At 53.1% G+C, this 22,718-nt stretch carries 24 protein-coding genes; 13 read left to right on the top strand and 11 right to left on the bottom strand.

The window, feature by feature from the left end; translation table 11 throughout:
* Window positions 1-58: 58 nt before the first annotated feature.
* Together EPA93_RS28495 and EPA93_RS28490 are read right to left on the bottom strand one after the other, a co-directional pair.
* Window positions 59-1,633: a multicopper oxidase family protein gene (locus EPA93_RS28495; protein WP_129890770.1), complete on the bottom strand. Its 1,575-nt coding sequence runs from the start codon at window positions 1,631-1,633 to the stop codon at window positions 59-61.
* Window positions 1,634-1,754: 121 nt separating this feature from the next.
* Window positions 1,755-2,324 carry a hypothetical protein gene (locus EPA93_RS28490; protein WP_129890769.1) on the bottom strand — a complete coding sequence of 190 codons (570 nt, stop codon included), beginning with the start codon at window positions 2,322-2,324 and terminating at the stop codon, window positions 1,755-1,757.
* Window positions 2,325-2,471: 147 nt separating this feature from the next.
* On the opposite strand from EPA93_RS28490, the gene EPA93_RS28485 reads away from it, so the two are divergent.
* Window positions 2,472-2,819, top strand: coding sequence for an inositol monophosphatase family protein (locus EPA93_RS28485; RefSeq protein WP_129890768.1), 348 nt, complete (start codon window positions 2,472-2,474; stop codon window positions 2,817-2,819).
* Window positions 2,820-3,045: 226 nt separating this feature from the next.
* Here EPA93_RS28485 and EPA93_RS28480 read toward each other — a convergent pair whose 3' ends face one another.
* The 4 genes from EPA93_RS28480 to sdhC form a co-directional block, all read right to left on the bottom strand.
* Window positions 3,046-3,756: a succinate dehydrogenase iron-sulfur subunit gene (locus tag EPA93_RS28480; RefSeq protein ID WP_129890767.1), complete on the bottom strand. Its 711-nt coding sequence runs from the start codon at window positions 3,754-3,756 to the stop codon at window positions 3,046-3,048.
* An 11-nt stretch (window positions 3,757-3,767) separates the two neighbouring features.
* Complete coding sequence (sdhA, locus tag EPA93_RS28475; protein ID WP_129890766.1) at window positions 3,768-5,504, bottom strand: succinate dehydrogenase flavoprotein subunit; 1,737 nt, start codon at window positions 5,502-5,504, stop codon at window positions 3,768-3,770.
* Between the two features lie 15 nt (window positions 5,505-5,519).
* Window positions 5,520-5,942, bottom strand: coding sequence for a succinate dehydrogenase hydrophobic membrane anchor subunit (locus tag EPA93_RS28470; RefSeq protein WP_129890765.1), 423 nt, complete (start codon window positions 5,940-5,942; stop codon window positions 5,520-5,522).
* Window positions 5,943-6,003: 61 nt separating this feature from the next.
* Window positions 6,004-6,405, bottom strand: a complete 402-nt coding sequence (gene sdhC / locus EPA93_RS28465) for a succinate dehydrogenase, cytochrome b556 subunit (RefSeq protein WP_129890764.1) — start codon at window positions 6,403-6,405, stop codon at window positions 6,004-6,006.
* A gap of 807 nt (window positions 6,406-7,212) precedes the next feature.
* Here sdhC and EPA93_RS48610 point away from each other — a divergent pair.
* From EPA93_RS48610 to EPA93_RS28430, 8 genes are all read left to right on the top strand, one after another.
* On the top strand, window positions 7,213-7,359 hold the full coding sequence (locus tag EPA93_RS48610) for a hypothetical protein (protein ID WP_165423452.1): 147 nt from the start codon (window positions 7,213-7,215) through the stop codon (window positions 7,357-7,359).
* Window positions 7,360-7,600: 241 nt separating this feature from the next.
* Window positions 7,601-8,401: an NAD-dependent epimerase/dehydratase family protein gene (locus EPA93_RS28460; RefSeq protein WP_207229228.1), complete on the top strand. Its 801-nt coding sequence runs from the start codon at window positions 7,601-7,603 to the stop codon at window positions 8,399-8,401.
* Window positions 8,402-8,615: 214 nt separating this feature from the next.
* Window positions 8,616-9,020 carry a VOC family protein gene (locus tag EPA93_RS28455; RefSeq protein WP_129890763.1) on the top strand — a complete coding sequence of 135 codons (405 nt, stop codon included), beginning with the start codon at window positions 8,616-8,618 and terminating at the stop codon, window positions 9,018-9,020.
* A 301-nt stretch (window positions 9,021-9,321) separates the two neighbouring features.
* Window positions 9,322-9,924, top strand: a complete 603-nt coding sequence (locus EPA93_RS28450; RefSeq protein ID WP_242527524.1) for an RNA polymerase sigma factor — start codon at window positions 9,322-9,324, stop codon at window positions 9,922-9,924.
* A 167-nt stretch (window positions 9,925-10,091) separates the two neighbouring features.
* Entirely contained in the window at window positions 10,092-11,033 is a 942-nt protein-coding gene (locus tag EPA93_RS49230; protein WP_207229227.1) for a QcrA and Rieske domain-containing protein, read from the top strand.
* Window positions 11,034-11,097: 64 nt separating this feature from the next.
* The gene (locus EPA93_RS28440; protein ID WP_129890761.1) at window positions 11,098-11,523 is read left to right on the top strand and encodes a FixH family protein; all 426 of its coding nucleotides are present in this window, start codon (window positions 11,098-11,100) and stop codon (window positions 11,521-11,523) included.
* A 153-nt stretch (window positions 11,524-11,676) separates the two neighbouring features.
* Window positions 11,677-12,267, top strand: a complete 591-nt coding sequence (locus EPA93_RS28435) for a TetR/AcrR family transcriptional regulator (protein WP_129890760.1) — start codon at window positions 11,677-11,679, stop codon at window positions 12,265-12,267.
* On the top strand, window positions 12,254-12,742 hold the full coding sequence (locus EPA93_RS28430; protein WP_165423451.1) for a DUF2867 domain-containing protein: 489 nt from the start codon (window positions 12,254-12,256) through the stop codon (window positions 12,740-12,742). Before EPA93_RS28435 ends, EPA93_RS28430 begins: the two co-directional genes overlap by 14 nt.
* Window positions 12,743-12,894: 152 nt before the next feature.
* Here the strand turns inward: EPA93_RS28430 and EPA93_RS28425 are convergent, their stop codons facing one another.
* The 3 genes from EPA93_RS28425 to EPA93_RS28415 form a co-directional block, all read right to left on the bottom strand.
* Entirely contained in the window at window positions 12,895-14,469 is a 1,575-nt protein-coding gene (locus tag EPA93_RS28425) for a PQQ-binding-like beta-propeller repeat protein (protein WP_165423450.1), read from the bottom strand.
* On the bottom strand, window positions 14,462-14,980 hold the full coding sequence (locus tag EPA93_RS28420) for an RNA polymerase sigma factor (RefSeq protein ID WP_277988987.1): 519 nt from the start codon (window positions 14,978-14,980) through the stop codon (window positions 14,462-14,464). Before EPA93_RS28420 ends, EPA93_RS28425 begins: the two co-directional genes overlap by 8 nt.
* A 114-nt stretch (window positions 14,981-15,094) precedes the next feature.
* Window positions 15,095-15,958: a helix-turn-helix transcriptional regulator gene (locus EPA93_RS28415; RefSeq protein ID WP_129890756.1), complete on the bottom strand. Its 864-nt coding sequence runs from the start codon at window positions 15,956-15,958 to the stop codon at window positions 15,095-15,097.
* 185 nt (window positions 15,959-16,143) lie between these two features.
* Here EPA93_RS28415 and EPA93_RS28410 point away from each other — a divergent pair, with 185 nt between their 5' ends.
* The 3 genes from EPA93_RS28410 to EPA93_RS28400 all read left to right on the top strand — a co-directional run bounded on the left by EPA93_RS28410 (window position 16,144) and on the right by EPA93_RS28400 (window position 19,761).
* A complete protein-coding gene (locus EPA93_RS28410; protein ID WP_129890755.1) occupies window positions 16,144-17,022 on the top strand; it encodes an NmrA/HSCARG family protein in 879 nt (292 codons plus the stop codon).
* Between the two features lie 23 nt (window positions 17,023-17,045).
* Window positions 17,046-18,047: an LLM class flavin-dependent oxidoreductase gene (locus tag EPA93_RS28405; RefSeq protein WP_129890754.1), complete on the top strand. Its 1,002-nt coding sequence runs from the start codon at window positions 17,046-17,048 to the stop codon at window positions 18,045-18,047.
* A 189-nt stretch (window positions 18,048-18,236) separates the two neighbouring features.
* A protein-coding gene (locus tag EPA93_RS28400; RefSeq protein WP_242527523.1) for a transposase occupies window positions 18,237-19,761 on the top strand; the annotation gives its coding sequence in 2 pieces (ribosomal slippage) (window positions 18,237-19,135 and window positions 19,134-19,761; 1,527 coding nt in all).
* 356 nt (window positions 19,762-20,117) lie between these two features.
* On the opposite strand, the gene EPA93_RS28395 is transcribed toward EPA93_RS28400, so the two are convergent.
* Window positions 20,118-20,618, bottom strand: coding sequence for an Lrp/AsnC family transcriptional regulator (locus EPA93_RS28395; protein ID WP_129890753.1), 501 nt, complete (start codon window positions 20,616-20,618; stop codon window positions 20,118-20,120).
* A 155-nt stretch (window positions 20,619-20,773) separates the two neighbouring features.
* On the opposite strand from EPA93_RS28395, the gene EPA93_RS28390 reads away from it, so the two are divergent.
* A complete protein-coding gene (locus EPA93_RS28390; RefSeq protein WP_129890752.1) occupies window positions 20,774-21,682 on the top strand; it encodes an aldo/keto reductase in 909 nt (302 codons plus the stop codon).
* A 48-nt stretch (window positions 21,683-21,730) separates the two neighbouring features.
* Here the strand turns inward: EPA93_RS28390 and EPA93_RS28385 are convergent, their stop codons facing one another.
* Window positions 21,731-22,588 carry a helix-turn-helix transcriptional regulator gene (locus EPA93_RS28385; protein WP_129890751.1) on the bottom strand — a complete coding sequence of 286 codons (858 nt, stop codon included), beginning with the start codon at window positions 22,586-22,588 and terminating at the stop codon, window positions 21,731-21,733.
* Between the last annotated feature and the right edge of the window lie 130 nt (window positions 22,589-22,718).

Raw genomic sequence — 22,718 nt, 5'->3', positions numbered from 1 at the left:
CTGTGCAAACCTCTCATGGCTTAGAATACCCATTCCTCTATATCATAGCGCATTCTCTTCAACTGATGCGATAGTTAAGCATCATTCCAGTATCCTCATGTTCGAGAATGTGGCAATGGAACATGTAAACTTGATCAGCGGGAAATGGATGCGCAAACTGCGTAGCGATCCTGACTGTCTCGCCGGGCCAGACAAGCACTGTATCTTTCCAGCCAAGATCGGTGCTTGTTCTGCCCATAGAATCTACGGCCAGGCGCTGGATCTGCTCGGGACTTCCGCTGCGGTCAATTACTTGAAACTGGAAGCCGTGCAGGTGCATAGGATGGGGCATGCTCTGCTCGTTGTTATGGATCTGCCAGATCTCGGTTGTGCCTTTTTTCACTTCGATGGGATACTCATCAAGCTCATAGCTGTGCCCGTTGATGAGCCAGCGCATGGGCTGATTCTCTCCACCGGAGGCCACAGAGATCTCGATTTGTCGCGTGGTTGCGCTTTGCAGGGGAATGGGCTGGATGACTGAGAGCTGGCTAGGCGCTGCTGAGAGTACTTTTTCCTGCTGCTTAATGACGAGTCTGAGCAGCGGGAACTGCTGGCCGCCGGGGAGCCCTGGCGCGCCCATATGGTGGTGTGGCATGGCGTGCCCCTCGTCGCCCAAGTGCTGCATGGTGTGGCTCTCCTCCATGCTTCCCATGGCCATTTCGTTATGCATGGGATCAAAGGGTAAGCTTATCAAGAATATTTCTTCATTGAGGGCGAAGGGCGAGAAGTCGAGTAAGAGCTCTACGCGCTCGCCAGGCGAGAGAAAGACCTCGGTTGCGACATGGGGCTGTTCGAGGAGTCCGCCATCGGTTCCGATGAGCCAATAGGGGAGCAGCGTTTCGTCTCTGGCGCGCTGCAGGGCCAGGCGATAGATGCGCGCGTTAGAGCCATTGAGTATTCTGAGGCGATAGATGCGCGTGCTTACCTCTAACACGGGTCGCGGGGTCAAATTGACAAGAATGGTATCGCCCTCGACGCCCATATCCTGGCTCTCTTGATCAATTGGATAGAGCAATTGGCCTGATTCGTCAAAGCGTCTGTCCTGAAGTATGAGCGGAAGATCGGTCGTGCCAAAGGTGAGATCAAGGCTTTGTGCGAGGCGTCGTGTGTCTTCATCCTCGACGATAAAGCAACTTGCCAGGCCATGGTAGGTCTGCCAGGCCGTTCTGTGGTGGGCGTGAGGATGATACCAGTAGGTGGCGCCGCGATTGTTTACTGGGAACTGATAGTGAAAGCTGGCGCCAGGCTCTACGGCCCAGCGTGGGTGCCCATCCATGTGCCAATCGAGATGCAGCCCGTGCCAGTGAATCGTTGTTGCTTCAGGCAATTGATTGGTAAAGTTTGCAGTGAAGAGCTGGCCACGCTGGACTTTGAAGATCGGGTTGAGCCAGCTTTGCTGGTCCTGGGTGGCCTGATAGGCCCAGAACGTCGTATGTTTGCCCGTGAATATTTCGGCGGAGGTGATACGCGCCTGTAGTTCTACTGGTTGGGTCGCGTTTAACGCACCCAGCAGACCTTGTGGGCCGGGCGTGCGCAGAGGCTGTGTAAATTGTTCTAAGGCTAATTGAGATGATTGGCTATGCTGCGAAGCCATTTATCGCTCCTTCTCTAAATCATATCTTGCTTTTGCTCTCTGCCTCCTAGACGTTCCCCTCGTGGCTGATAGGTACCGCTATAGCTGAGCATAAGAAAGAGCGGGAAGCTCTGGCCTTGAATTATAGTGCTCCTTTGAATACTTCATGGCTGCCTACCAGATTGTCGGCCTGATTATAGAGCTCGATGCGCAGTGGCAAGCGAACCGGCTGCTCGCTAAATAAGAGCACGAAGCGATCTTCTGAGGGCTCATCCTCCATAATTGTTCCGTTGGCTGCAATACAGCGCAGCAGGCTCACATCAACCCCGTTTTCTATGATATAGCCGCTGGCATAAAAATGATCCGGCCAGCCAGCGCGGCTCAATAGAGCGCGTGGCTGGCTATATGTTTCGCGGCTCGTCTCATAAGCAGGTCCGCCGATGGCATCGTAAACCTGCCAGCAGGCGTTCTCATCCTTAATAAGATAATACGTAAAGTACAGTTCTAGCCCATCAGGCGCTTCACAACTGACGAGATGAAGCTGACGATTGGCCAACGAGCGTGCTTTAAGAAAACGGATATTGGTAGGTCCTACTTTTTCTGTCGTCTCTGGCTTCTGAGCAGGCGTGTTGCTATCTACATCTTTCTGCGCGGAAAACTTAAGCGCATTCAGATGCTCCATGATTACTTGTTTAGGATCGCTATTAGCCATCTTATGCATCCCTCTTAATTCTGTTTAGGTTTCTAAGACATTTTATACTTGAAAAATAGAATACAAGATATCTGTGGGCAATGGAAGAAGTGATCCGAATTGGGCTGGGAGGAGGGATGAACGTGTCCCTTTTGCAACAAGGAAGATTTGAAGAGGAGTAGCATCTTTTTTATCCCCGATTTTACTACCAAGCGGCAGCCGGCCACAGTATGCTTACGCAACGCGCTCCATCTCCACTGCCGCAGAGTGCTCGATACCTGGTCGCCGGCACTGGATTGGTGCCTGGTGGCCAGCGGGAAGGCTGAAAGCGTTATCACCGTCTCTGAGCAGGCTGTGCCTTCTGATGCCGGCTTGTTGATCCTGCAAGAAGCTGGCGGAAAGGTAACTGATTTTGCTGGAAAATCGTTCACTTTGGAAAACAGCGGTCGTTTGATAGCCAGTAATGCTACCACTTTGCATCATGAACTTTTAAAGTTAGCGAAGAGATGTTGCTAGATACCTGTAGGTTTCAGTGCGAAGAATAGACTGTAGCTTTTATTGCGCTGGATAAATGATAGAGAGCTAGTGGCCTTGCGCCAGGACGCTCAGCGCTTCAGGCAAGACTTCCGCGAGGGGCTAAAGTAGCTCTGAGGTTACCCTACAGCACAATTATTGTCGGATAGAGAAGGGCGGGAGCAGTTTCCTGGTGCTTCCCGCCCTTTAACGCTTTGTAGGTCAGGGCTTAGCTATCCCTGGTGTCGTTATAGACGATGGCGCGCTTGACCTGCTCAATCAGGTCGGTGACATGGATGCCGCGCGGACAGGCATCGGTGCAGTTAAAGATAGTGCGGCAGCGCCATACACCGTTGGGCTGACCCAGAATCTGCAAGCGCTCGGCGGTGGCCTGGTCGCGACTATCGAAGATAAAGCGGTGCGCGTTGACAATCGAGGCTGGTCCAATCCAATCGGGATTGCCCCAGATCGAAGGGCACGAGCCTGTACAGGCGCCGCAGAGAATACACTTGGTTCCCTCATCGTAGCGTGCGCGGTCCTCGGGGCTTTGCAGGCGTTCGGCCGCCGGCTCCGCATCATAGTTGATAAGATAAGGCTTGATCGACTTATACTTCTCCATAAATGGGTCCATGTCGACGACAAGATCCTTAATGACTGGATAGCCAAGCATGGGCTCAATAGTTACCCTGGTGCCTACGTCGCGCACCAGCACCTTACAGGCAAGGCGGTTGCGTCCATTAACGCGCATCGCATCGGAGCCACAAACGCCATGAGCGCAGGAGCGGCGATAGGTGAGCGTACCATCCATCGTCCATTTGACAGTATTGAGCGCGTCAAGTAAGCGATCAAGAGGATCGGCCTCGACAGTGAATTCGCTCCAATATGGCTTACCGTCGCCCCTCTCGGGATCGTAGCGCTTAATGCGCATGTGAATGTTCATGCTGTTCTCCTCTAGTATTTCCGTTCCTTTGGCGCAAAGACGGGATCATCAATCAGGATCACGTCCTTGTACTCAAGGCGAACGTCATGCGCTTTGGTGCCTTTGTAGGCAAGTGTGTGCTTGAGCCAGTTGGCATCATCGCGTTTTGGATAATCCAGACGGAAGTGAGCTCCACGGCTCTCTTTGCGGGCCATGGCTCCATGAATGGTTGCTTCGGCACAATCGAGCAGGAAGCCAAGTTCCAGGGCCTCCACAAGCTCAGTATTGAAGCGCTTGCCTTTGTCCTGTAGCTGCACTTTTTTGTAGGCATCCTGCAGCTCGTCAATGCTATCTAGCGCCTCGTGCAGGCCATCTTCGTTGCGTTCGACGAAGACCTTATCGATCATCTCGTTTTGCAGCTCGGAGCGAATGCGGCTTGCCGATTCGCCGCCGGTTGTGGTGTAGAGGCGACTGATCTGCTCGCGCGCAAAGTCTTCTGGCTGCGAGGGCAAGGGCACATGGTCGTTTTCCTGAATAAATTTGGCCATATGCTTGCCGGCGCGGCGGCCAAAGACTATGAGGTCAACCAGCGAATTTGTGCCAAGGCGGTTGGCGCCATGCACTGAGACACAGGCTACCTCGCCAGCGGCATAGAAGCCAGGGATTGGCGTCCATTGCGCGTCAGTGACCACGCGTCCCTCAATGTCGGTAGGAATGCCGCCCATGGCATAATGCGCCGTAGGATGGATCGGCACTGGCTCGGTAATCGGCTCGACGCCAAGATAGTTGCGGGCGAAATCGGTGATGTCGGGCAGCTTCTCGTCAATCACTTTCTTGCCAAGATGTCTGACGTCGAGATAGACATAATCTTTGCCATGGATGCCCCGGCCCTCTTTGATCTCCTGCACAATGCAGCGCGAAACTATATCACGCGGCGCCAGGTCTTTCATAGTTGGCATATAGCGTTCCATAAAATACTCGCCCTTGTCGTTGAGCAGCTTGCCGCCTTCGCCGCGTGCGGCCTCGCTCAGCAGGACGCCAACCTTATAAATGCCGGTCGGATGGAACTGATACATCTCCATATCTTCAAGTGGAATACCCCGACGATAGGCGATAGACATGCCGTCGCCCATGCAAGCAAAGGCATTGCTGGTCACGCGCCAGGCGCGACCGTAGCCGCCTGTGGCGAAGAGTACAGCTTTGGCATGGAAGGTATGGATCTCACCTGTACGAATCTCTATGGCCACCACACCGCAGACGCGATCTTCGTTGATGAGCAGGTCGAGGGCCAGAAACTCGTTGAAGAAGTTGACCTCGTTCTTGATGGCATTCTGGTACATGGTTTGCAGGATCATATGTCCTGTGCGGTCAGCCGCGTAGCACGAGCGGCGTACAGGAGCTTCGCCGAAATTGCGCGAATGGCCTCCGAAGCGGCGCTGGTCAATGCGCCCATCGGCTGTACGGTTAAAAGGCAGGCCGCGATGCTCAAGTTCATAGACCGCATCGATCGCCTCGCGGGTCAGAATCTCGGCGGCGGGCTGATCAACTAAGTAGTCGCCACCCTTCACCGTATCGTACATATGCCACTTCCAGTGGTCCTCTTCCTGGTTGCCAAGAGCGGCTGCTACCCCTCCTTGAGCTGCGCCGGTATGCGAACGTGTGGGGTAGACCTTGGAGAGTACCGCCACACTGGCATGGGGTAGCTGCATGGCTGCCATAAGGCCTGCACCTCCCGAGCCAACGATAATGACGTCATGTTTATGATACATAGCAGATCCTCGCTTTTATTTAGGCAGACATTGTGGGCCGGCAACCTGCGGCGCAACTGAATGGAAAGTAATCAGGGTAATCGTTCCCAACATAAAGAAGACTAGCAACAGAACGGCTGCGATCGAGAGCAAGAGCACGCGCGTACGCGGCGAGCGTGCATAGTCGTCGATTACTACACGCAGCCCGTTCATCCCGTGTGTCAGCGCGATGGTCAGTAGCAGCCAGTCGAAGAGACGCCAGAGTGGATTGGCGTAGCGCGCTGATACAAATGCGAATGTGGTACAGGCCACATCATTCGAGACGTGCATAATGATTAAGTGAATAATGACCAGGAAAAAGAGTACCACGCCTGAGATGCGGAAATAGTACCAGGAAAGCGTCTCGAAAACACCGCCTGACGCCGGGCGAGGGCCGTAAAACTTTGACAGACGTAACATACATATTCTCCTTCGTAGGGGCGCTTCATACACCCACGATGTGTACAAGCCGACAAACTAATTAGTGTCCTACGTGCGCTACGCCCGGGATGTTAATAAACCAGTAGGCGATAGGCAGCAGGGCCGGCCTGAGCACAAAATAGGCAAAAGGAATGAAGATCACAATCGTGACGACCATCACGATCGCAAACATCACCTTTTGATAGTAGACGCCCTTACGCCAGAAGTCGATTAACATAATGCGCACTCCGTTGAAGGCATGGAAGAGTACGGCTACAATAATCGAGAGGGATAGCAGGCGTACAACCACACTGTCAAATAGCGAAATACCCTCATTGTAGACCTCGCTGCCGAAACCCAGCAAGGAAATGTCAACGATGTGAATGAACAAGAAGAGAAGGATGCCCAGCCCTGAAACCCTGTGGAAGAGCCAGGACCACATACCTGATTGACCTTTGTACATCTTTTCCTCGATTCTTGTGGCGAAGATGGAAGGCGCGAAGTGGGGAAATGAGGAGAAGGGCTACCGCTAGCCCGCATGGACACAGTATCCCGAAATGATGCCCCCTGCTTGTTTCTCCGGCCTCTTGCTCTCGCCCAATTTTGACATCCGCACGGGGTGCTACTGTGCTGGCCTGCTAGAAAAGCTGCATAGCCCCATTCCAAACTGCTTTCAGCTTCTGAGACAGTTGGTGTGAACTAGCGCATTATCACTATCCGGTTCTGAGGGATTGGCGGGCTGTTTCCCTCTGCTTGTGGAAGCTCCGCGCGATCCCTTATACTCTATTTCCAGCGCTATTATTTCGCACTTTATAAACAGCACGTAAAATATGGTGTGCTTTGCACCAACCAACGCCTTTACAACCTAGCACCCCTATGTGCAATTCTCTCTATAGGCGTTGTGTATAGTATTATACTATACACGTCAGTTCATTGCCACGAATTTGTCAATTCAGTCGCGCCTGGCCTTATACCTTTTCCACCCGCTCGTTGCTTTCCCTTAGCTTTACATTGTCGAGTTTACTACGCTTCGAAACAAAGAGGCGATGTTGCTTCTCTCGGTGAAAATCTTAATTATTGAGGTCAAGAGAGATATTAAGTGTATTAACTAATATTTATCCTGACGACAAGATGAAATTCACCTTTACTCCTTATTCCTCACTTTGAGTTATGGTTCCTCTGATGCTTGAGAAGTAGGCTGTAACTTGTTCATTCCACAAACGTAAAGCATGTAGTATGTTAGTCAGCTGAATGAGGAGGGAGAGCAAATATGCAAGCCGTTGTACTCTTCATCATTGGATTCTTTATCCTCATCTTTGTCGGGAGCTTTCTGGCGAGTATCCTTAGTTTGTGGCTCCAGCGCGAGCGTTTGAAGGATTTACCCACCTTGAAGGATATTCATCGTTCCCGATCTTAGGAAAATGCAGCCTGTATGCGTGTTTGCAGATTGGCAAGGCCCGAGCGTCCAATCTATCTCAGAGAGAGAAAGGAATCTTTCATGAACGTATTGCTTACCGGGGCCTTCGGCAATGTTGGATTTTATACTCTCCAGGAATTGCTCCGGCGAGGCCATCGCGTCATTTGCTTCGATCTGCAAACGCCGCTAACCAAGCAAAGGGCCAGCCTGGTTGCTGCTCGGGCTAGGATTGTCTGGGGAGATGTGCGAGCTGGCGCAGGTAAGCCAGGCTGTAGAGGGGCAGGATATCGTCATCCATCTGGCGGCCGTAATTCCGCCCGCCTCGCTTGTGGACCCGGAAAGGGCCTATGCCGTCAATGTAGGCGGCACGCGCAATCTGCTTGAGGCCGCTAAGCGCCAGAGCCAGCCGCCGAAATTCTTCTTTACTTCTACCTTCGATGTCTTCGGCCATACGCAAGATAAAGAGCCCCCGCGCAAGCTCACTGATCCCGTACAGGCGACCGACGCCTATAGCGCGCACAAAATTGAAGGCGAAGAGATGGTGAAAAGCGCGGGGCTGGACTGGGCCATTTTTCGCTTCTGCGATATGCCACCGATTCTCAGGGCGCATAAGCCTCATCCTATCATGTTCGAGATTGCGCTGGAGACGCGCTTTGAGATGCTCCATCCTGCCGATGCGGCTCTGGCGATTGCCAATGGGATTGCTGGCCCTATCTGGGGTGAGACCTGGTTGATTGGCGGTGGTCCACGCTGCCAGATTCGCTATCGCGATTATGTGCAAACGATGATGGAGCGTATGTGCGTTGGCAAATTGCCCGAAAGCGCCTTTAGCCAGCAGCAATACTGCACCGATTGGCTAGAGAGTGAAGCGAGCGAGGCCTTGCTGCATTATCAGCGCCATTCGTTTGAGGAGATGCTTGAGGAGATGCTTAAGCATAACGATCCCGGGCTTCTTATCAGCCTGAGCATGCCCTTGCTGCGTCCCTTCGTTCGCCGCTCTATCTTGAAGCTGTCCCCATATGTTAAGGCGCAGGTCGGATAAACTAGCAATATTAAACTGCTTCTCAACAGATCTCATTCTCCAGGCGTGTAATGGACAGAAAAAAGCAAGATAGGAGAAGTTTTTCCTCTCTGCCTTTGTTAGACTATGCTCTATTGAGCGCGGGACGTTGGTCTTCCCCTCGGAAGAAGCATTCACACACGCGTTTCTATGGCCGTTTTGACGCGGCTGAGAATAACATACAAAAGGAAAAGCTATGATTCACAAGGTGGAAGCAGTCGTCTTATTCGTCAAGGATCTAGAAAAATGTACAGTATTTTATCGGGATACCTTCAAGCTGCGGTCTCTGGGGAGCGATGCCCAATCCTCCACGTTCCTTTTACAAGATAAGCTCTATTTGATCTTGCTTTCGCCGGAAGGGACTGCAGACCTGATTGGGGAGCAAGCAAGTTCCTCCACGCTACAGACCAGGCCAGCCGGACTACTGGCCGCCGGCGTTGCGGATGTCGATGCTGCATACGAGGAGCTCAAGGCGAAAGGTGTTACCTTCCTCAAACCTCCAACCGATCGAAGCTGGGGACTGCGCACTGCCCATTTTGCTGATCCTGAAGGCAACGTCTGGGAGATCAACCAAGCTATAGAAGCGAAGGCAGAGGGATAGCCTGCAAGGTCCCAAAAACCTTTGAAATTGCCTTGACAATGGTGTATAATATTCTAAGTAGCAGATTTTTAACGACTATGGCGTTGGCATACGTCATTCAAGGGTAGGTTGTGCTCCGCCCCTGTGCAGACAGAACTTTACGGTTCGTGCAGGGGTGTGAAGCGCGACCTACCCTTTCGTTTTAGCGGCCGTAACCCTGGGGCGTAGTAATATTTGCCAGGGCCAGTGGTAATTGTACAGAAAGGACTAATCTGCGGGAGTGGTTATCTGCGCGGCTCATGGCGGGGAGTATGATGTGAATATGCCATGCGGTCCACATGTGAAAATACAACTTGCCGAAACCGAGCAAAAGAAGAGTGCCGATGCTGAGCTGCAGAGGGACCAGAGTGTGCAACAGATTCAGGCGCTTTATCAGGAGAACTTGAACCTGATTTATCGCTTTATCTATAGTAAGGTAGGCAATCGCGAAGAGGCCGAGGATCTTACCTCGCAGACCTTTATCAAAGCTGTGCGCGGACTCGATAGGACTCGTAGCCCGCAGAGCATGCAGAAGTGGCTCTTTCAGATCGCGCGCACAACCATTGCTGATTATTGGCGAGCCTATTATCGTATTTCGATTAGCTCCTTAGAGGAGTTGCTGGAGGCCGGTTGGGAAGGGCCGAGCGAGGAGGAGGGGGCGGCACCCACTAACGATGCAACTCCCACGGAGCGCGTGCGGCGTGTGCTCTCAGCGCTGCCTGAGCATTATCGTGAGGTGCTGACTTGTCGTTTTTTGCTCAATCTCTCGATTAAGGAAACGGCTGCACAGATGGGCTTGAGCGAGGCAAATGTCAAGGTATTGCAGTTTCGCGCGCTCAAACGCGCCGCTGATCTAGAACCTCATGTGCTGGGGAAAAGAGACTGAGAGCTATTCCATGCTCACAAATGGGATGGGCAAGAACCATTCGCGGGCTAGCTTTGTAGGACCCTTAAAGGGGGAGCCAGGGCACAGCCAGCCTATTATAAAGAAAAGAGCATTGAAAGGTCGCAAGATAACAGCTGGAATTATGCCCGTTGGCAGGGAGATGTACCATGGCCGGTGAAGACCAGGAAAGATTTGAAGATTATCTGGAGCTGGAGCGCTATATAGAAGAGCTGCAGGCGGGACTCCCAGCCCAGCTTCCACGGGATCTCACTCCTGAGCAAGCCCGTGTCTATCGTATGGCCGCGCTTTTTCGCTCAGCTTCACCAGAGGCCGCAACTCCGAATCCTGAGTTTGCTGATAGCTTGCAGGCGCTTCTTCTTGCTATGTCTGAGAGGCAGGGACAGGGATTGAGGCCGCCGGCCAGCATTGGTACGCAGGAACCGATATCCCCGACGCCATCCGACCCGCAGGAAGCGCCGGCCCCAATAGAGCAGGAAGCGCAACAGGAGCCGATGGAGGCGCCGCGCTCAAGCCGACTTCCACACTCCCAGGCAGAGAGAAAGCGGGTCTCGCGTCGCGCTATCTTAACGGGAAGCGCGGTTGCCGCGGCTTCGTTGGTAGTGGGTACCGGCGTGGGCGTCTCTATGGGTCAGCATGCTAATGACAAAGCCGTGTCAGTAACGCCGCCGGCAAATAAGCAGAGCTATCCCGATGTGAAGATGGTCCCGGCCGAGGTTCCAGCCGATTGGCATTTTGTGACAACTCTTGCGCAACTGGGCAAGGAGGCTGTATTCTTTGTAGCAGATACCATTGTAGGATACGTGCTGCGCAACGATGATGATGACGATGCGAACTCCGAAGGGCCGGCCGCGCCGAAAGAGCCGGTAGTTGCGCTCTCGGCCGCCTGCACACATATGGGCTGTATTGTGCAATGGCATGATAATGATCGTCACTTCCATTGTCCCTGCCACGGCGGACTCTTTACGGAGTATGGCCAGCCGGCGAATAAGCAGGGAGGCTTACAATATTTGAAGGCTTTACCGAGTCTTGACGTGCGGGTGGTCGATGGGAAAGTCTATGTGCGCGTCCCCAGTGCACCCCTGAAATAAGCTAAGAGTGAAAGGGGTGCACTGTTTGATATAAAGCTAGCTAAAGGGATACAACGGGTAATTCATGAGACGCAAACTGATCATTCTGGCGCTTGGCTGTGCTTTCCTGGCCGCGATGACCTGGATCGGCACTATCCTTGTCGATATTATCCCTGCGCGTCCCACCGCTGCCTTGCAGACCGCACAGGCCGGCCCCTATCAACTCACCTTGCAGGTCGAGCCAAACCCACCTCCCACTTCTCAGCCCGCCACGCTCTCCATTCAGGTCTTGCGTGATAAGGCTCCAGTCAGCAATGCGTACATTACCCTGGAGGGCGCTATGGAAGCTATGGATATGGGCAAGGAGTACGCGGTAGCCCAGGAGCAATCAAGAGGTCTGTATAGCGCGCCCATGCGCTTCTCGATGAGTGGGGCCTGGCGAGTGCGTGTACAGATTGCCCTTCCTGGCGCACGTGCTGAGAGCGCCGTCTTTGCGATTACTGCCCAGTGAGGTAGGAAAGAGTCCTCATCTGGGCTTTTTCTTGGAAGGAAATCGGATGTTTGCATGGAGACTATCATCTTATTTCTTTTCCTCTTTCTCTTGAAAATATACCATACGGTATGGTACATTTTCCTGTAGAGAATTATGCTGAAAGGGGCAAAGATGGCCACAACCAGACGCAGGTGGTTGGAAGAAGGCTTAGCCGTGCTGGCCGAGGCTGGGGCAAGTGCTCTGACCATTGAGGCTTTGACGAGCCGCTTAGGAGTAACCAAGGGCTCTTTCTATCACCATTTTCATAACTTCCAGGATTATAAAGAGCAGCTGCTCACCTTCTTTGAGCAAGAGGGGACGTTGCGGATCATCGAGCATACGCAGCAGCTTCAGACATCTCCGCTGGATCGACTCCACCAGATCTTACAGGGCTCTTTGCGCCATCCCAGTCAGTTGGAAGTCGCTGTGCGTGCCTGGGCCTATCAGGATTCGTTGGTGCATGCCTACCAGCAGCGCATTGACCAGCGTCGACTCGCCTATCTCGCCGAGCTGATCTTCTTGCTCTGCCATGATCATGGGCAGGCTCGGCGAACCGCGCAGGTCCTCTATAGCATTTTTGTAGGTAGCCAACACTTCTTGCCACCAGTGCAGGGCGATGAGTTGGAAGCGCTGTACCGGGAAGTCGCCAGAATCTCTGACTTCTTGCTTTTACCAGCAGGGAGGAAGACCGACAGAAAGGAATCCGAAGATGCCAAGGAATAGTACATACCAGGCCTTGCCTGCCATGGAGATGGAGCCCTTTCTTGCCGACGCGGATTATCTTGATGTGACAACTGCCATTGGCGGCGCTGATTTGCGCACTTTTCTTGCCAATTGGTTCAACTATCAGCCCGCCTGGCTAATGCGGGTACAACGGCTTGTGGGCATAGGGTCGAAAACGAAGGGCCCCGTATCGAGGCTCTCGCCGGAAATGGTGCCTTTCCAGGAGGGTGCGCGCCTGGGTCCTCTGACGGTCCGTCTTGCCGAGCAGGAGCGCTACTGGCTTGCCGAGATACATATTAAGCAGCTCAACGCGAGCCTGGGCTTCGTGGCAGAGCCGTTGGCAAACCGGCGCACGCGCTTCTCTGTGTTCACCGCTGTCCATTACACGAGCTTGACTGGTCCACTCTATTTTCAGTTCATCAGGCCGTTTCATCGTCTCCTTATTAGCGGAAAGACAAGCGCGGGTGTCAGATAGAACGGAGAAGAGGTTGATCGGGTGAGCTATCGGCGATTGTTCTAGGGCGTTGCTCGCCCCATGCTCACAGGCTTTTTCTCTCGGCAAATAGGATGATGGCACGGAGAGGCCGTCATCCTATTTCCTGTGCTTGGTTTGCTCCTGAAAGAATACTATGGTGCCACGACGTGGGTGAGGAAGCGATGCTGATTATCTTCCCACTGTATGTTTCCATTGGAGGCAGCAAGCGCATACGTATTGCCCGGCACTACGCTATTCTCTGTGACTTTGTAAGTACTTGCATAGATGGTCTCATGGCTTAGAGCAAACCCGCTGACGTAGTTCTCTGGTAGCGTTCGCTGCCACTTGATCTTGCCCGATGCTGCGTAGATGGCTATTACGTGTGCCGGTGCGGGAGCAAGATTATCTGCTACACCGCTGTCTGCACAAATGTAGAGCATGCCAGAGCTAAGAGCTGGTGGGTGCAGCGTGGCTCCCGCAACCGGGATGCTCCAGAGCTGTTTATTGCGCTTGATATCGTAGGCGTAGATGGACCCTGTGGTGGGTTTCTTTTGCCCAACTGGTGGATAGAGCGTGGTGCCAAAGTAAACTATATTCTGCTCTACTGTGAGGGAGTAGATCTGATTGTCGGCGAATGCGTGACTTTGCCAGACCTGCTCTCCTGTATCTGCCTTGTAGGCCCGTATAGTGCTTTCTGGATGGCTTACTATGGCATATATCAGGCCAGCGGAGACTTTAAGCGAAGCTACAGGCATATTAGTGCTGGCTTGGAAGATTTTGTGCCAGAGCAATTTGCCTGTGGCAAGCTCGTAGACCTGGAAGCCATAGGCTGTGCTGACTGCGAGAATTCCGTTGCCTGCTGCCATGTTCCATAGATCCGTCTTTACCGGTAAAGCTGTGATCAGCTTGCCATCCGCCGGATTGAGGACGTCTATCTGCGCTTTTTTGGCTGCATTGAGATTAAGCGCATCGTTAGTGTTCCTGCTTTGCCAGTCAACATAGAGCCGGCCTTGCGCAAGGATCATGTCTCTGACGATTACCTGATTGTCCTGTTTTTGCGGGGACAGCGCGTGCGTCCAGAGCGTTTTACCGCTGCTAGCGTCGAGACTTGAAACGGCATTTGTGTGTATGTCAGCCCAGGAAGCCTGCAAAATGTAGACGGCATTGCCAGCAGGAATAATCTTGAGTATTTTATTGAGCTCGCGCTGCCAGAGCACCTGGTGGGTATGGGAATCTAGTTTGAACAGGTGGGTATCGTCGCTGGCATATATCGCCTGCTGACCACTGGACCCGCTAGAAAGCTGATTCTCGTGAACCAGGCGCAGGACAACCAGCAGACTGCCAACAAGCAGGAGTGCGAAGCAGGCTGCGGCGAGCTGGGTGAGGATGCGCGAAGATGCGCGTTTATTGGCATGGCGCGTGGGGAAATTCCTCTCAACACGTCTTTCAGTCGTGGGGGAATTTCTTTCAATAAAGGTATCGTTTGCGCTGTCTGGCTGCGGCGTGATGGGTTCTGTCTGCCACTGCTCCTCTGCGCTCTTGAATTGATAATTCTCTAACTCCAGACGCTGCCAAGCTTTGGCGAGCGAGCGCTCATCATCCCGGTATATCTGGCTCAGGTGAGAGATCATTTCTTGATCTGGCGAAGCTGGAGATTGGCCCGTCAAAAGCCCGTCTACCTGCGCATCTACCTGTTCTGGAGTAAATTCGGGTAAGTGCTTAGCCATGTGATTGATCCTTCCTATTTTGCCTGTAGATAGAGCGTAAGTGGTTGAGTGAACGAGAGAGCATTGTGCGCGTTGCTCCATGATTCTTACCGAGCTGTTGGGCAATTTCGCTGCAGTTGAGGCCATGCGCAAAACGCAGGTGGAGAATCTCCTGTTGGAGCTCTGGGAGGGATACGATATATGTGCGCAGTTCAGCATAGGCCTCCTTGCGCAAAGCCACGAGCTCTGGGACAGAAGAATCGTCGGCGTCGAGCACTTCTGCCATCTCTTCCAATCCCAGGGATAAGTTAGGTCTGCGGCTCTTACGCCGATAGTGGTCAGCAACTTTGTTGTGGGCAGTACTCCACAGCCAGGTGCGCTGTTTGCCTTCTTTCAGAGTGGGAAGAATCTCGCTCTCGACGGCTGCTTGAAAAACCTCAAGCAGCACATCTTCGGCATCTTCCCTGAGAGGAACTTGCCGGCATAGATACATCATAATGGCTGGTGCATAGCACTGATAGAGCTGAGCAATCAGCTTGTGATTGGATTGAACTAGCTGTTTTTTTCTAGGATCGCATTTTTCTCTGGGATCGCTACGCCGAGACAACAACGCGTGAGCCGTTTCAAACAGCAGATTGTCGAGGTGTTACAGTCTCATCTTGTCATAGTGGCCCGCTTTGGTCATTAACGCTTTCAATTTGGCCGTGGTGTCTTCTTGGGCCAGCGGCGTGTAGACAATCATCTGCAAGTCAGGCTGCTCAGGCATAGGAAAGACAGTGGGGTGCAAGACAAGACGGCCAACCTGAGGGTGATTGATTTCGTAGAGGCCACCACAGTCCAACACAATCTCATGCTCCGGCCACCAAGCGCGAAACTCTGGGCTTTCTTGCTGCAACTCAGCGATCAACTCGCTCAACCATCGATCATCAGGGTGCCGGTCGTACCTTGCGTGTAAGGATGCAATACAGCGCCGTGCCTCACGTTCCCAGTGAACATGAAAGACTCGTGCAGACGGGCACATGAAATGAAACCAGGGAGCGTTGCGTTCTCGGGAAGTTTGGCGGGAATAATCGCCAAAGACTCGATTCGCGCTGTCATTCCACCCCACCACATTCACACGCTCATCAAAGAGCTTGGCTGGATAGGTGAAGCCATCAAGAATGGCTTGAGCGGTGGCGTTGGGGACGCGCTTTTGACTATCCTGTTCAGCTAATGGTGAAAATGGACCGTGTGCCAGGAGAAACAAATGGCGGCGTTCCTCAGCGTTCAGTTGCAAGATGGATGCGAGCCGCTCCAACACCTGATCGGATACCTGAATATCCCGGCCTTGCTCAAGCCAGGTGTACCAGGAAACGCCTACACCCACCAATTGGGCAAGCTCTTCTCGTCTGAGGCCACGCGCCCGTCGCCTCTGAAATGTCGGGAGGTGAAACTGTTCTGGATGCAGGCGAGCACGCCGATTTTGTAAGAAATCGGCCAGTCCTGCACGGCGCTTGACTCTTTCTCTCATCTGTTCCTCCTTGCTCCCCGCATCCGGTGAAGCTATGACTGTTTAGCCATATGATACAACACACTCCTGGTTAAAGTCGCCGTGTCGCTCCATATTACCCCTGGAGAGGAGGGGGACCCTATTGAGGTACAACCTCTCAAAGATGTGCAGCAAACCAATGTTTTCTACAGGATCAGGAGAGCGTTATGGAGAAGACAGGGAAAATCATACTCGTCACAGGCGCAACAGGTCGGCAGGGTGGAGCAACCGCTCGTCATTTGATGGCTGCGGGCTGGCAGGTGAGAGCGTTCACACGCTCCCGAAACTCACCTGCCGCGCAAGCACTGCATCGGGCAGGCGCAGAAATCGTCCAGGGCGATAACAACGACCGGGCTTCGTTGAAGGTAGCCATGCAGGGCATCTACGGCATCTTCAGCCTCCAGTTCGCCAGCTATGCTGACGAGGTTCGCCAGGGAAAAAACATGGCGGAGGCGGCGAAAGAGGCGAGAGTCCAGCACTTTGTCTATGCATCGACCAGTGGCGCGGAACGCCAATCTCGCCTCCGCCCATTCAGCAAGTGGGAGATTGAGCAGTACATTCAGGCACTTGATCTGCCCGTAACGGTTCTGCGTCCGACGGTGTTTATGGACTACGTGATCGGCTCAAGCTTCGACGTGCCGCGTGGCACGTTTACGAGCGCGTTCAATCCAGAGGTGACAGTGCAGTTAATTGCCGTCGATGACATTGGCGCGTTTGCCACCCTCGCATTTGACCACCCGGATTTCTACGTCGGGAAAACCATTGAGATCGCAGGGGATGCGTTGACACCACCACAGATCGCAGCGGCGATCTCCCACACCATCGGACGCACTCTCCCCTCTATCCAAATTCCCATCGAAACCCTACGCCAGCACAATGCGGATGCCGCCCTCGCCTACGATTTTGTAAACATGGGAGGCTATCAGGCGGATATTCCTGCCCTGCGCAAGCTGCATCCTGGCCTGATGGACTTTGCTACCTGGCTAGAGAAGGTAGGGAAGACGCAATTGGAAGCATGGAAGCAACACGGGCAGATGTCAAAATGAAAGAAAGACTGGAGAGGAAAGATATGCAACAGAAAGACGAACTGAGCCAGCGATTACCATCAAGTGCGGTTCGAGAGCGTCCGCTCCGTGAGCGAGTGGGAGTCTACATTCAGGCAAGAGATACGGTGGACGCCATCACTAGAATACGTGAGGCCGAACGCGCAGGCGTTCAACAAGCCTGGATGGCAATGGGAGGCGCAGGTTTCGCGGATATCTTGACCGTGCTTGCGATTGCCACCACGCAGACCGAACGGATCAAACTGGGAACGGCCATTGTGCCTGCCTCCCCACGTCATCCACTGGTGATGGCACAACAAGCCCTCGCGGTGCATGATTTCGCCCCAGAGCGCTTGCGGTTAGGGATTGGTTCTGGGAATCGTGCGTTCCTTGAGGGCCGATATGGCTTGTCGCAGACCGCGCCTCTGAGATATCTCAAAGAGTATGTGGAGGTACTGCGTGGCGTGTTATGGCAAGGAAGAATTGACCACCAGGGTGAGTTTTTCCAGGTGGTGGATACCTTGCCACGCACCGCTCAGGTTCCCCTGCTCATCCCTGCATTGGGCTTAAAGGCATTCCGACTTGCGGGAGAGATTGCTGATGGCGCTCTTGCCTCGCTATGTCCAGTTCCCTACCTCCTCGACCAGGCGCTGCCTGCCCTGCGAGCTGGAGCCGAGGAAAAATCTCGCCCTGCTCCTCCTGTCGTCGCCTGTTTGCCGATCGCTTTCAGCACGAATGAAGTAGCAGTGCTGGTGGCGGTGCGTCAGTTCGTCCAGCAGTTAATTCAGACGAGCACCTATGCTCATATGTTTTCGCTCGCTGGTTGGGCTGCCGCAGTGGATGGCGATGAGACGGCATTACATGCTTTGGCGCGGACACTCGTGATCAGTGGCGATGAGACGACAGTGCGAGATCGTGTGCAAGAGCTGTTAGCCAGTGGTCTGGATGAACTGCTGCTCTTAGCCATCCCCATTGTGGATGAGGCGATGGAGCGAAAACAATTGCTCCATCTGATCGGCTCCCTTTAACATACCCACCATCTGCCCGCTCCGTTGAAGCAAGAAATCGCCTTTCCCAGATGGGGAAGCTTCTTGCTTCAATGAGAGCCTGTTGGACTCTCGTATCACAAAGAAAGAAAGCATCTCGTGGCAAGACCCCATCACAATTCGGACAAGATTCCCTTTCAAACACTTGAACCTCTCTCACCCACCTGCCTGATGTGTGGCAAGGCTGCTCATATTGCCTACCACACGCAACGGACAGTAGCAACGCTTACTGGACGGCATCGTTTACACCTGGCTGTGCGCCGATGTGTTTTTCCAGAGTGCCCACGCTATCACCAGCCCTATCGGCCAGAGGCTGAAGGCGCATGGGCGCTACCACATGGGGAATATGGATTAGATGTGATTGCGCTCGTCGGGTTTCTGCGGTATCAACGACATCAAAGTCTGGCGGAGGTCCACCAGAGCCTCCAGGAACGAGGACTCTCGATTGGCGAGCGAACTGTGCTCAACCTCTTAGCACGATACGAAGAATTGGTGACGCTTCATATGACAGACCGCGAACGCCTCCAGCCCCTTGTGCAGAAGCAGGGGTCGCTCATTCTGGCAGTGGATGGATTGAAGCCAGATGTTGGTCATGAAGTCCTCTGGGTGGTTCGTGATTGTGTCTCAAGTGAACTTCTGCTTGCTCGACCTCTGTTGAGCGAACGCGAGGCTGACTTGGTAACGCTACTCAAAGAAGTACAAGATATGTTCTCTGTCCCCATTCGTGGAGTCATTTCAGATGGTCAAAGGTCGCTTCGGAATGCTGTAGCAACAGCATTTCCTGACATTCCGCATCAGTTGTGTCACTTTCATTATCTGCGGGAAGCGGCAAAACCAGTCTATGAGGCTGATCGTCATGCCAAGAAAGAACTGAAAAAGCAGGTTCGTGGTATTCGTCCAATTGAGCGAGAAGTCGAGCAAGAGGAGAATGAGGAAGGCATGATTACCCGGAAGTATTGTCTTGCGGTCCGAAGTGCTTTAACCGACGACGGACATCCCCCTCTTTCTGCTCCTGGCCTCCAACTCTATGAGCGACTCTCCTTGATTGCAGCCTCTCTGGAGCGGGTCGCGGAAATCGGGGCTTTCATCTCCCCTCGACAAGCTGGATCGGCTGCTCAAAAAGGGATTAGCAGCGACGGAGCAGTTGTGGCCAGACGTGCAGGCAGGTTACGCCTGGGTGCATCGAGCTGCACATATCTTGACGAACGCCGACCATCTTTCCTCAACAGAGGTGCGACGAAAGTATGAGGATCTGCTGGAAGAGATGCGCTCCAGTGGCTCCCTCACGGCACTCCTCCATCAGATGACCACTACTTTTCTCAAAGTGACGGCAAGCTATTGGCCGGAACTCTTTCATTGTTATGACACGGCTAATCTTCCACGCACCAACAATGATCTTGAACACGTTTTTGGCTCGACCCGCTATCATGAACGACGCGCAACGGGCCGGAAACAAGCCTCTCCTGGTCTGGTTGTACGCGGCTCGGTGCGTCTCGTTGCAGCAGTTGCTACCCAGAATTATCACTTCAGTGGCCCCGATCTGGCTCCTCGCGACTTAGCACAGTGGCGAACGCTCAGAAAGCACGTTGACTATCGTCATGAAGCGCGACGTGAGCACTTTCGTTTTCGGAAAGACCCTGAACGCTACTTACGTGCTCTGGAGGAACAGCTCTCCCAGAGAAAAATGCGGTCCTAGTTTTTTTTGATTGCATATTCTTTCCTGGAGAACTCAAGCTTGCGAAAATACGTAGCATGATACTTCGCTTACTGTGTCGTCAGGAGAAAGGGAAGTGTGACATTTTTGCTGCCAGTTCGGGCGAGAGTGCGGCACAATTGCTCTTGCTCTATCTCTGCGTATTACGTGCATAGCCTCAACCTGCAGCGGGGAAGTGGTTGCTGCCATCCTTACATGGTGGGAAAATGCCGTGGCTTACTGTTACGGCATTTCAGGGCATGGTCAGAGAAGAGCCGAATTTGCGCTTGCAGTTCAGCGAGCCAGGCGCTTTGGGGCTTCATAATGTGCACGCTTGCCGCGATGCGCTAATGCCCTTTTTATTGTGAGATGATATTGTCGTGCTTGCCCCGTTTTACTAGCTGGTGCGTGATTGTACGCCGCTGCAGCGAATTGGAAAACACAAACGAAGTAGTAGGAAGGCCGTATTGATTGAGCTGGTTAACTATGGTTTCCAGATGACTGACTGAAGCTGCGACTGCTTTGATCACCAGCATATCGCTTCCGCTGACACGATAACATTCGACAACTTCAGGAATGTCTCGGGCTATATCTGCCGTGCGCAAGCAGCTCTGACCTACGGTCCCTTTGAAGCGAATGATGGCAAGGATTGGAAGCCCTACCTTCTCCAGGTTGAGCTGAGCGTGGTAGCCAGTAATAATGCCAGCTTCTTCCAGGCGATGTATGCGGTCGGCGACAGCAGTTGAAGAAAGCCCAATGCGTTGTCCCAGTTCACTATAAGAGAGACGGGCGTTCTCTTGTAATTCCTGCAGTAGCTTCCAGCCAGTCTCATCTAGCAGTTTCTCGAATTCCATGGCCATAGACTCATTCTCCCCTCAAATTTCAAGTATATACAGATTTTTAGCTTGCTTTCCCTCTCCATTTTCGCATAACTCGCTTATATAATAACAGCGTCCTGTAGAAACAGGCAAGAAGCTATTAGTGATAGATAGAGCAGATGAAGGAGAAAAACAGCATGTCTCACGCAATCGAACGACCAGCGGAAGTCAGCAAAACATTTACCATTGGGGGCGACCTTAACGTTAATCGGCTTGGTTTGGGCGCTATGCACATTACTGACGAGGGAGGACCTAAGGATAAGCAAGCCGCCCTTGCGCTCTTGCACAGAGCCCTCGAACTGGGAATCAACCTGCTTGATACCGCTGATTCGTATGGGCCAGAAACAAGCGAGAAGCTGATCGCGGAAATGCTCTACCCTTATCCAAAAGATCTCGTCATCGCGACAAAAGGTGGCCTGTTGCGCTCAGGTCCGGGGCAACGGCATCCAGATTGGTATCCGGATGGGCGCCCTGAACATTTACGGGAAGCTTTGGAGGGAAGCCTACGCCGCTTGCGCCTCAATTGTATCGACCTCTACCAATTCCATCGCCCTGATCCGACAGTTCCCTTTGAGGCCTCGGTCGGTGAGCTTGCCAGGCTACGCGAGGAAGGTAAAATCAGGCACATTGGACTTTCTAATGTAACGGCACAACAACTGGCACAAGCGCAACGAATTGTGCCGATCGTCACCGTTCAGAATCGCTATAACCTGGCAACCCGCCAATCCCGAAATATGACGGTGGCAGAATCCGAAGAGATGATTGATATATGTGCCCGGCAGGGCATCGGCTTTATCCCCTGGGAGCCGTTGGCTAAAGATAACTTTTTCCAGGAAGGAGATCCGCTTGTTCTGATAGCCAGACGGCACAATGCTACGCCTTATCAGATCGCTCTGGCCTGGCTCCTCAAGCGATCCAGCAACGTATTGCCGATCCCCGGGACTTCCTCTGTGAAGCATCTCGAAGAAAATGCGCTAAGCTTAATGATCCAACTGACTCAGGAAGAGTTTGAGCTTATCGATAGCAGCAGCATGAGTCATCTCTAAGCCCCCTGTATCACGTAGGCTGCCGGCTTACGTGATACCACGATCACGCTACACGGCGCCTATGGTTATGTTTTGATCCATCAGTTGCTTAAGCTTTTCTTCTGTGCCAGTTTCGGGCAGGGGGGTGTAGATCATGATTTTAAGGTTGGGCAGTGCAGGCACCTGCAAGGTTGTATGCTCGAACAGCAGGAGCCCCACCTGCGGATGCTCTATACCTTTGAGCCCATCGTTTCTATCGCGCACATCATGATGGGGCCACATTTCGCGAAACTCGGGGCTTTCGCGCTGTAAATCGGCGAGCAAACGTTTGAACCATTCTTCATCGGCAAAATGCACACTATCGGCACGAAATTCCTCCATCACCTTCTGCGCTACCTGTTCCCAGGTGGGCTTGCGGTAAATTTGACGGCTCCGCGGATCGACAAAAACGCGCCAGACAGCATTATAATCATGTAGCGGGACTGGCGTTGAGAGCGAGAAGACCTGTTCAGCCGTGGCGTTCCAGGCAAGAAAATCCCAGCGGCGACCAAGGGCGTAGGCCGGCATAGGTTCGAGCCCGTCAAGCACGCGGCGCAATGCTGGGCTTACCTGTTCCTGAGATGGCGCCGTCGTGACATGATATGCTTGATCGGCAAGCAAGAAGAGATGCTGTCGTTCAGCTGACGTGAGCTGTAAGGCGTCGGCAATGTTGTGCAGCACTTCTCTAGAGGGATGAATATCGTGCCCTTGCTCCAGGAGGGTGTACCAGGAAACGCCAACGTTCGCTAGATGGGCTACCTCTTCGCGGCGCAAGCCCGGTGTGCGCCGCCTGCCCCCGTTTCTTAAGCCAATCTGTTCGGGCGAGAGGCGCATACGCCGCGTGCGTAGGAAATCCGCAAGGTCCTGTCTGCGCTGTTCATCGCTCATCTTCCTCTTTGCTCCTTATCCTATTAGTCGGACTCATACGATAAAGGGACTCTGGTTACCCGCTTGCCTTAATGTCATACTCATTAGTGTATCACACCCCTTTATGATTGTAGTGGTTTCAGTGAGAGAA

The organism is Ktedonosporobacter rubrisoli, from assembly GCF_004208415.1.
Classification (GTDB): Bacteria; Chloroflexota; Ktedonobacteria; order Ktedonobacterales; family Ktedonobacteraceae; genus Ktedonosporobacter; species Ktedonosporobacter rubrisoli.
This window is presented reverse-complemented; position numbering and strand designations above follow the sequence as displayed.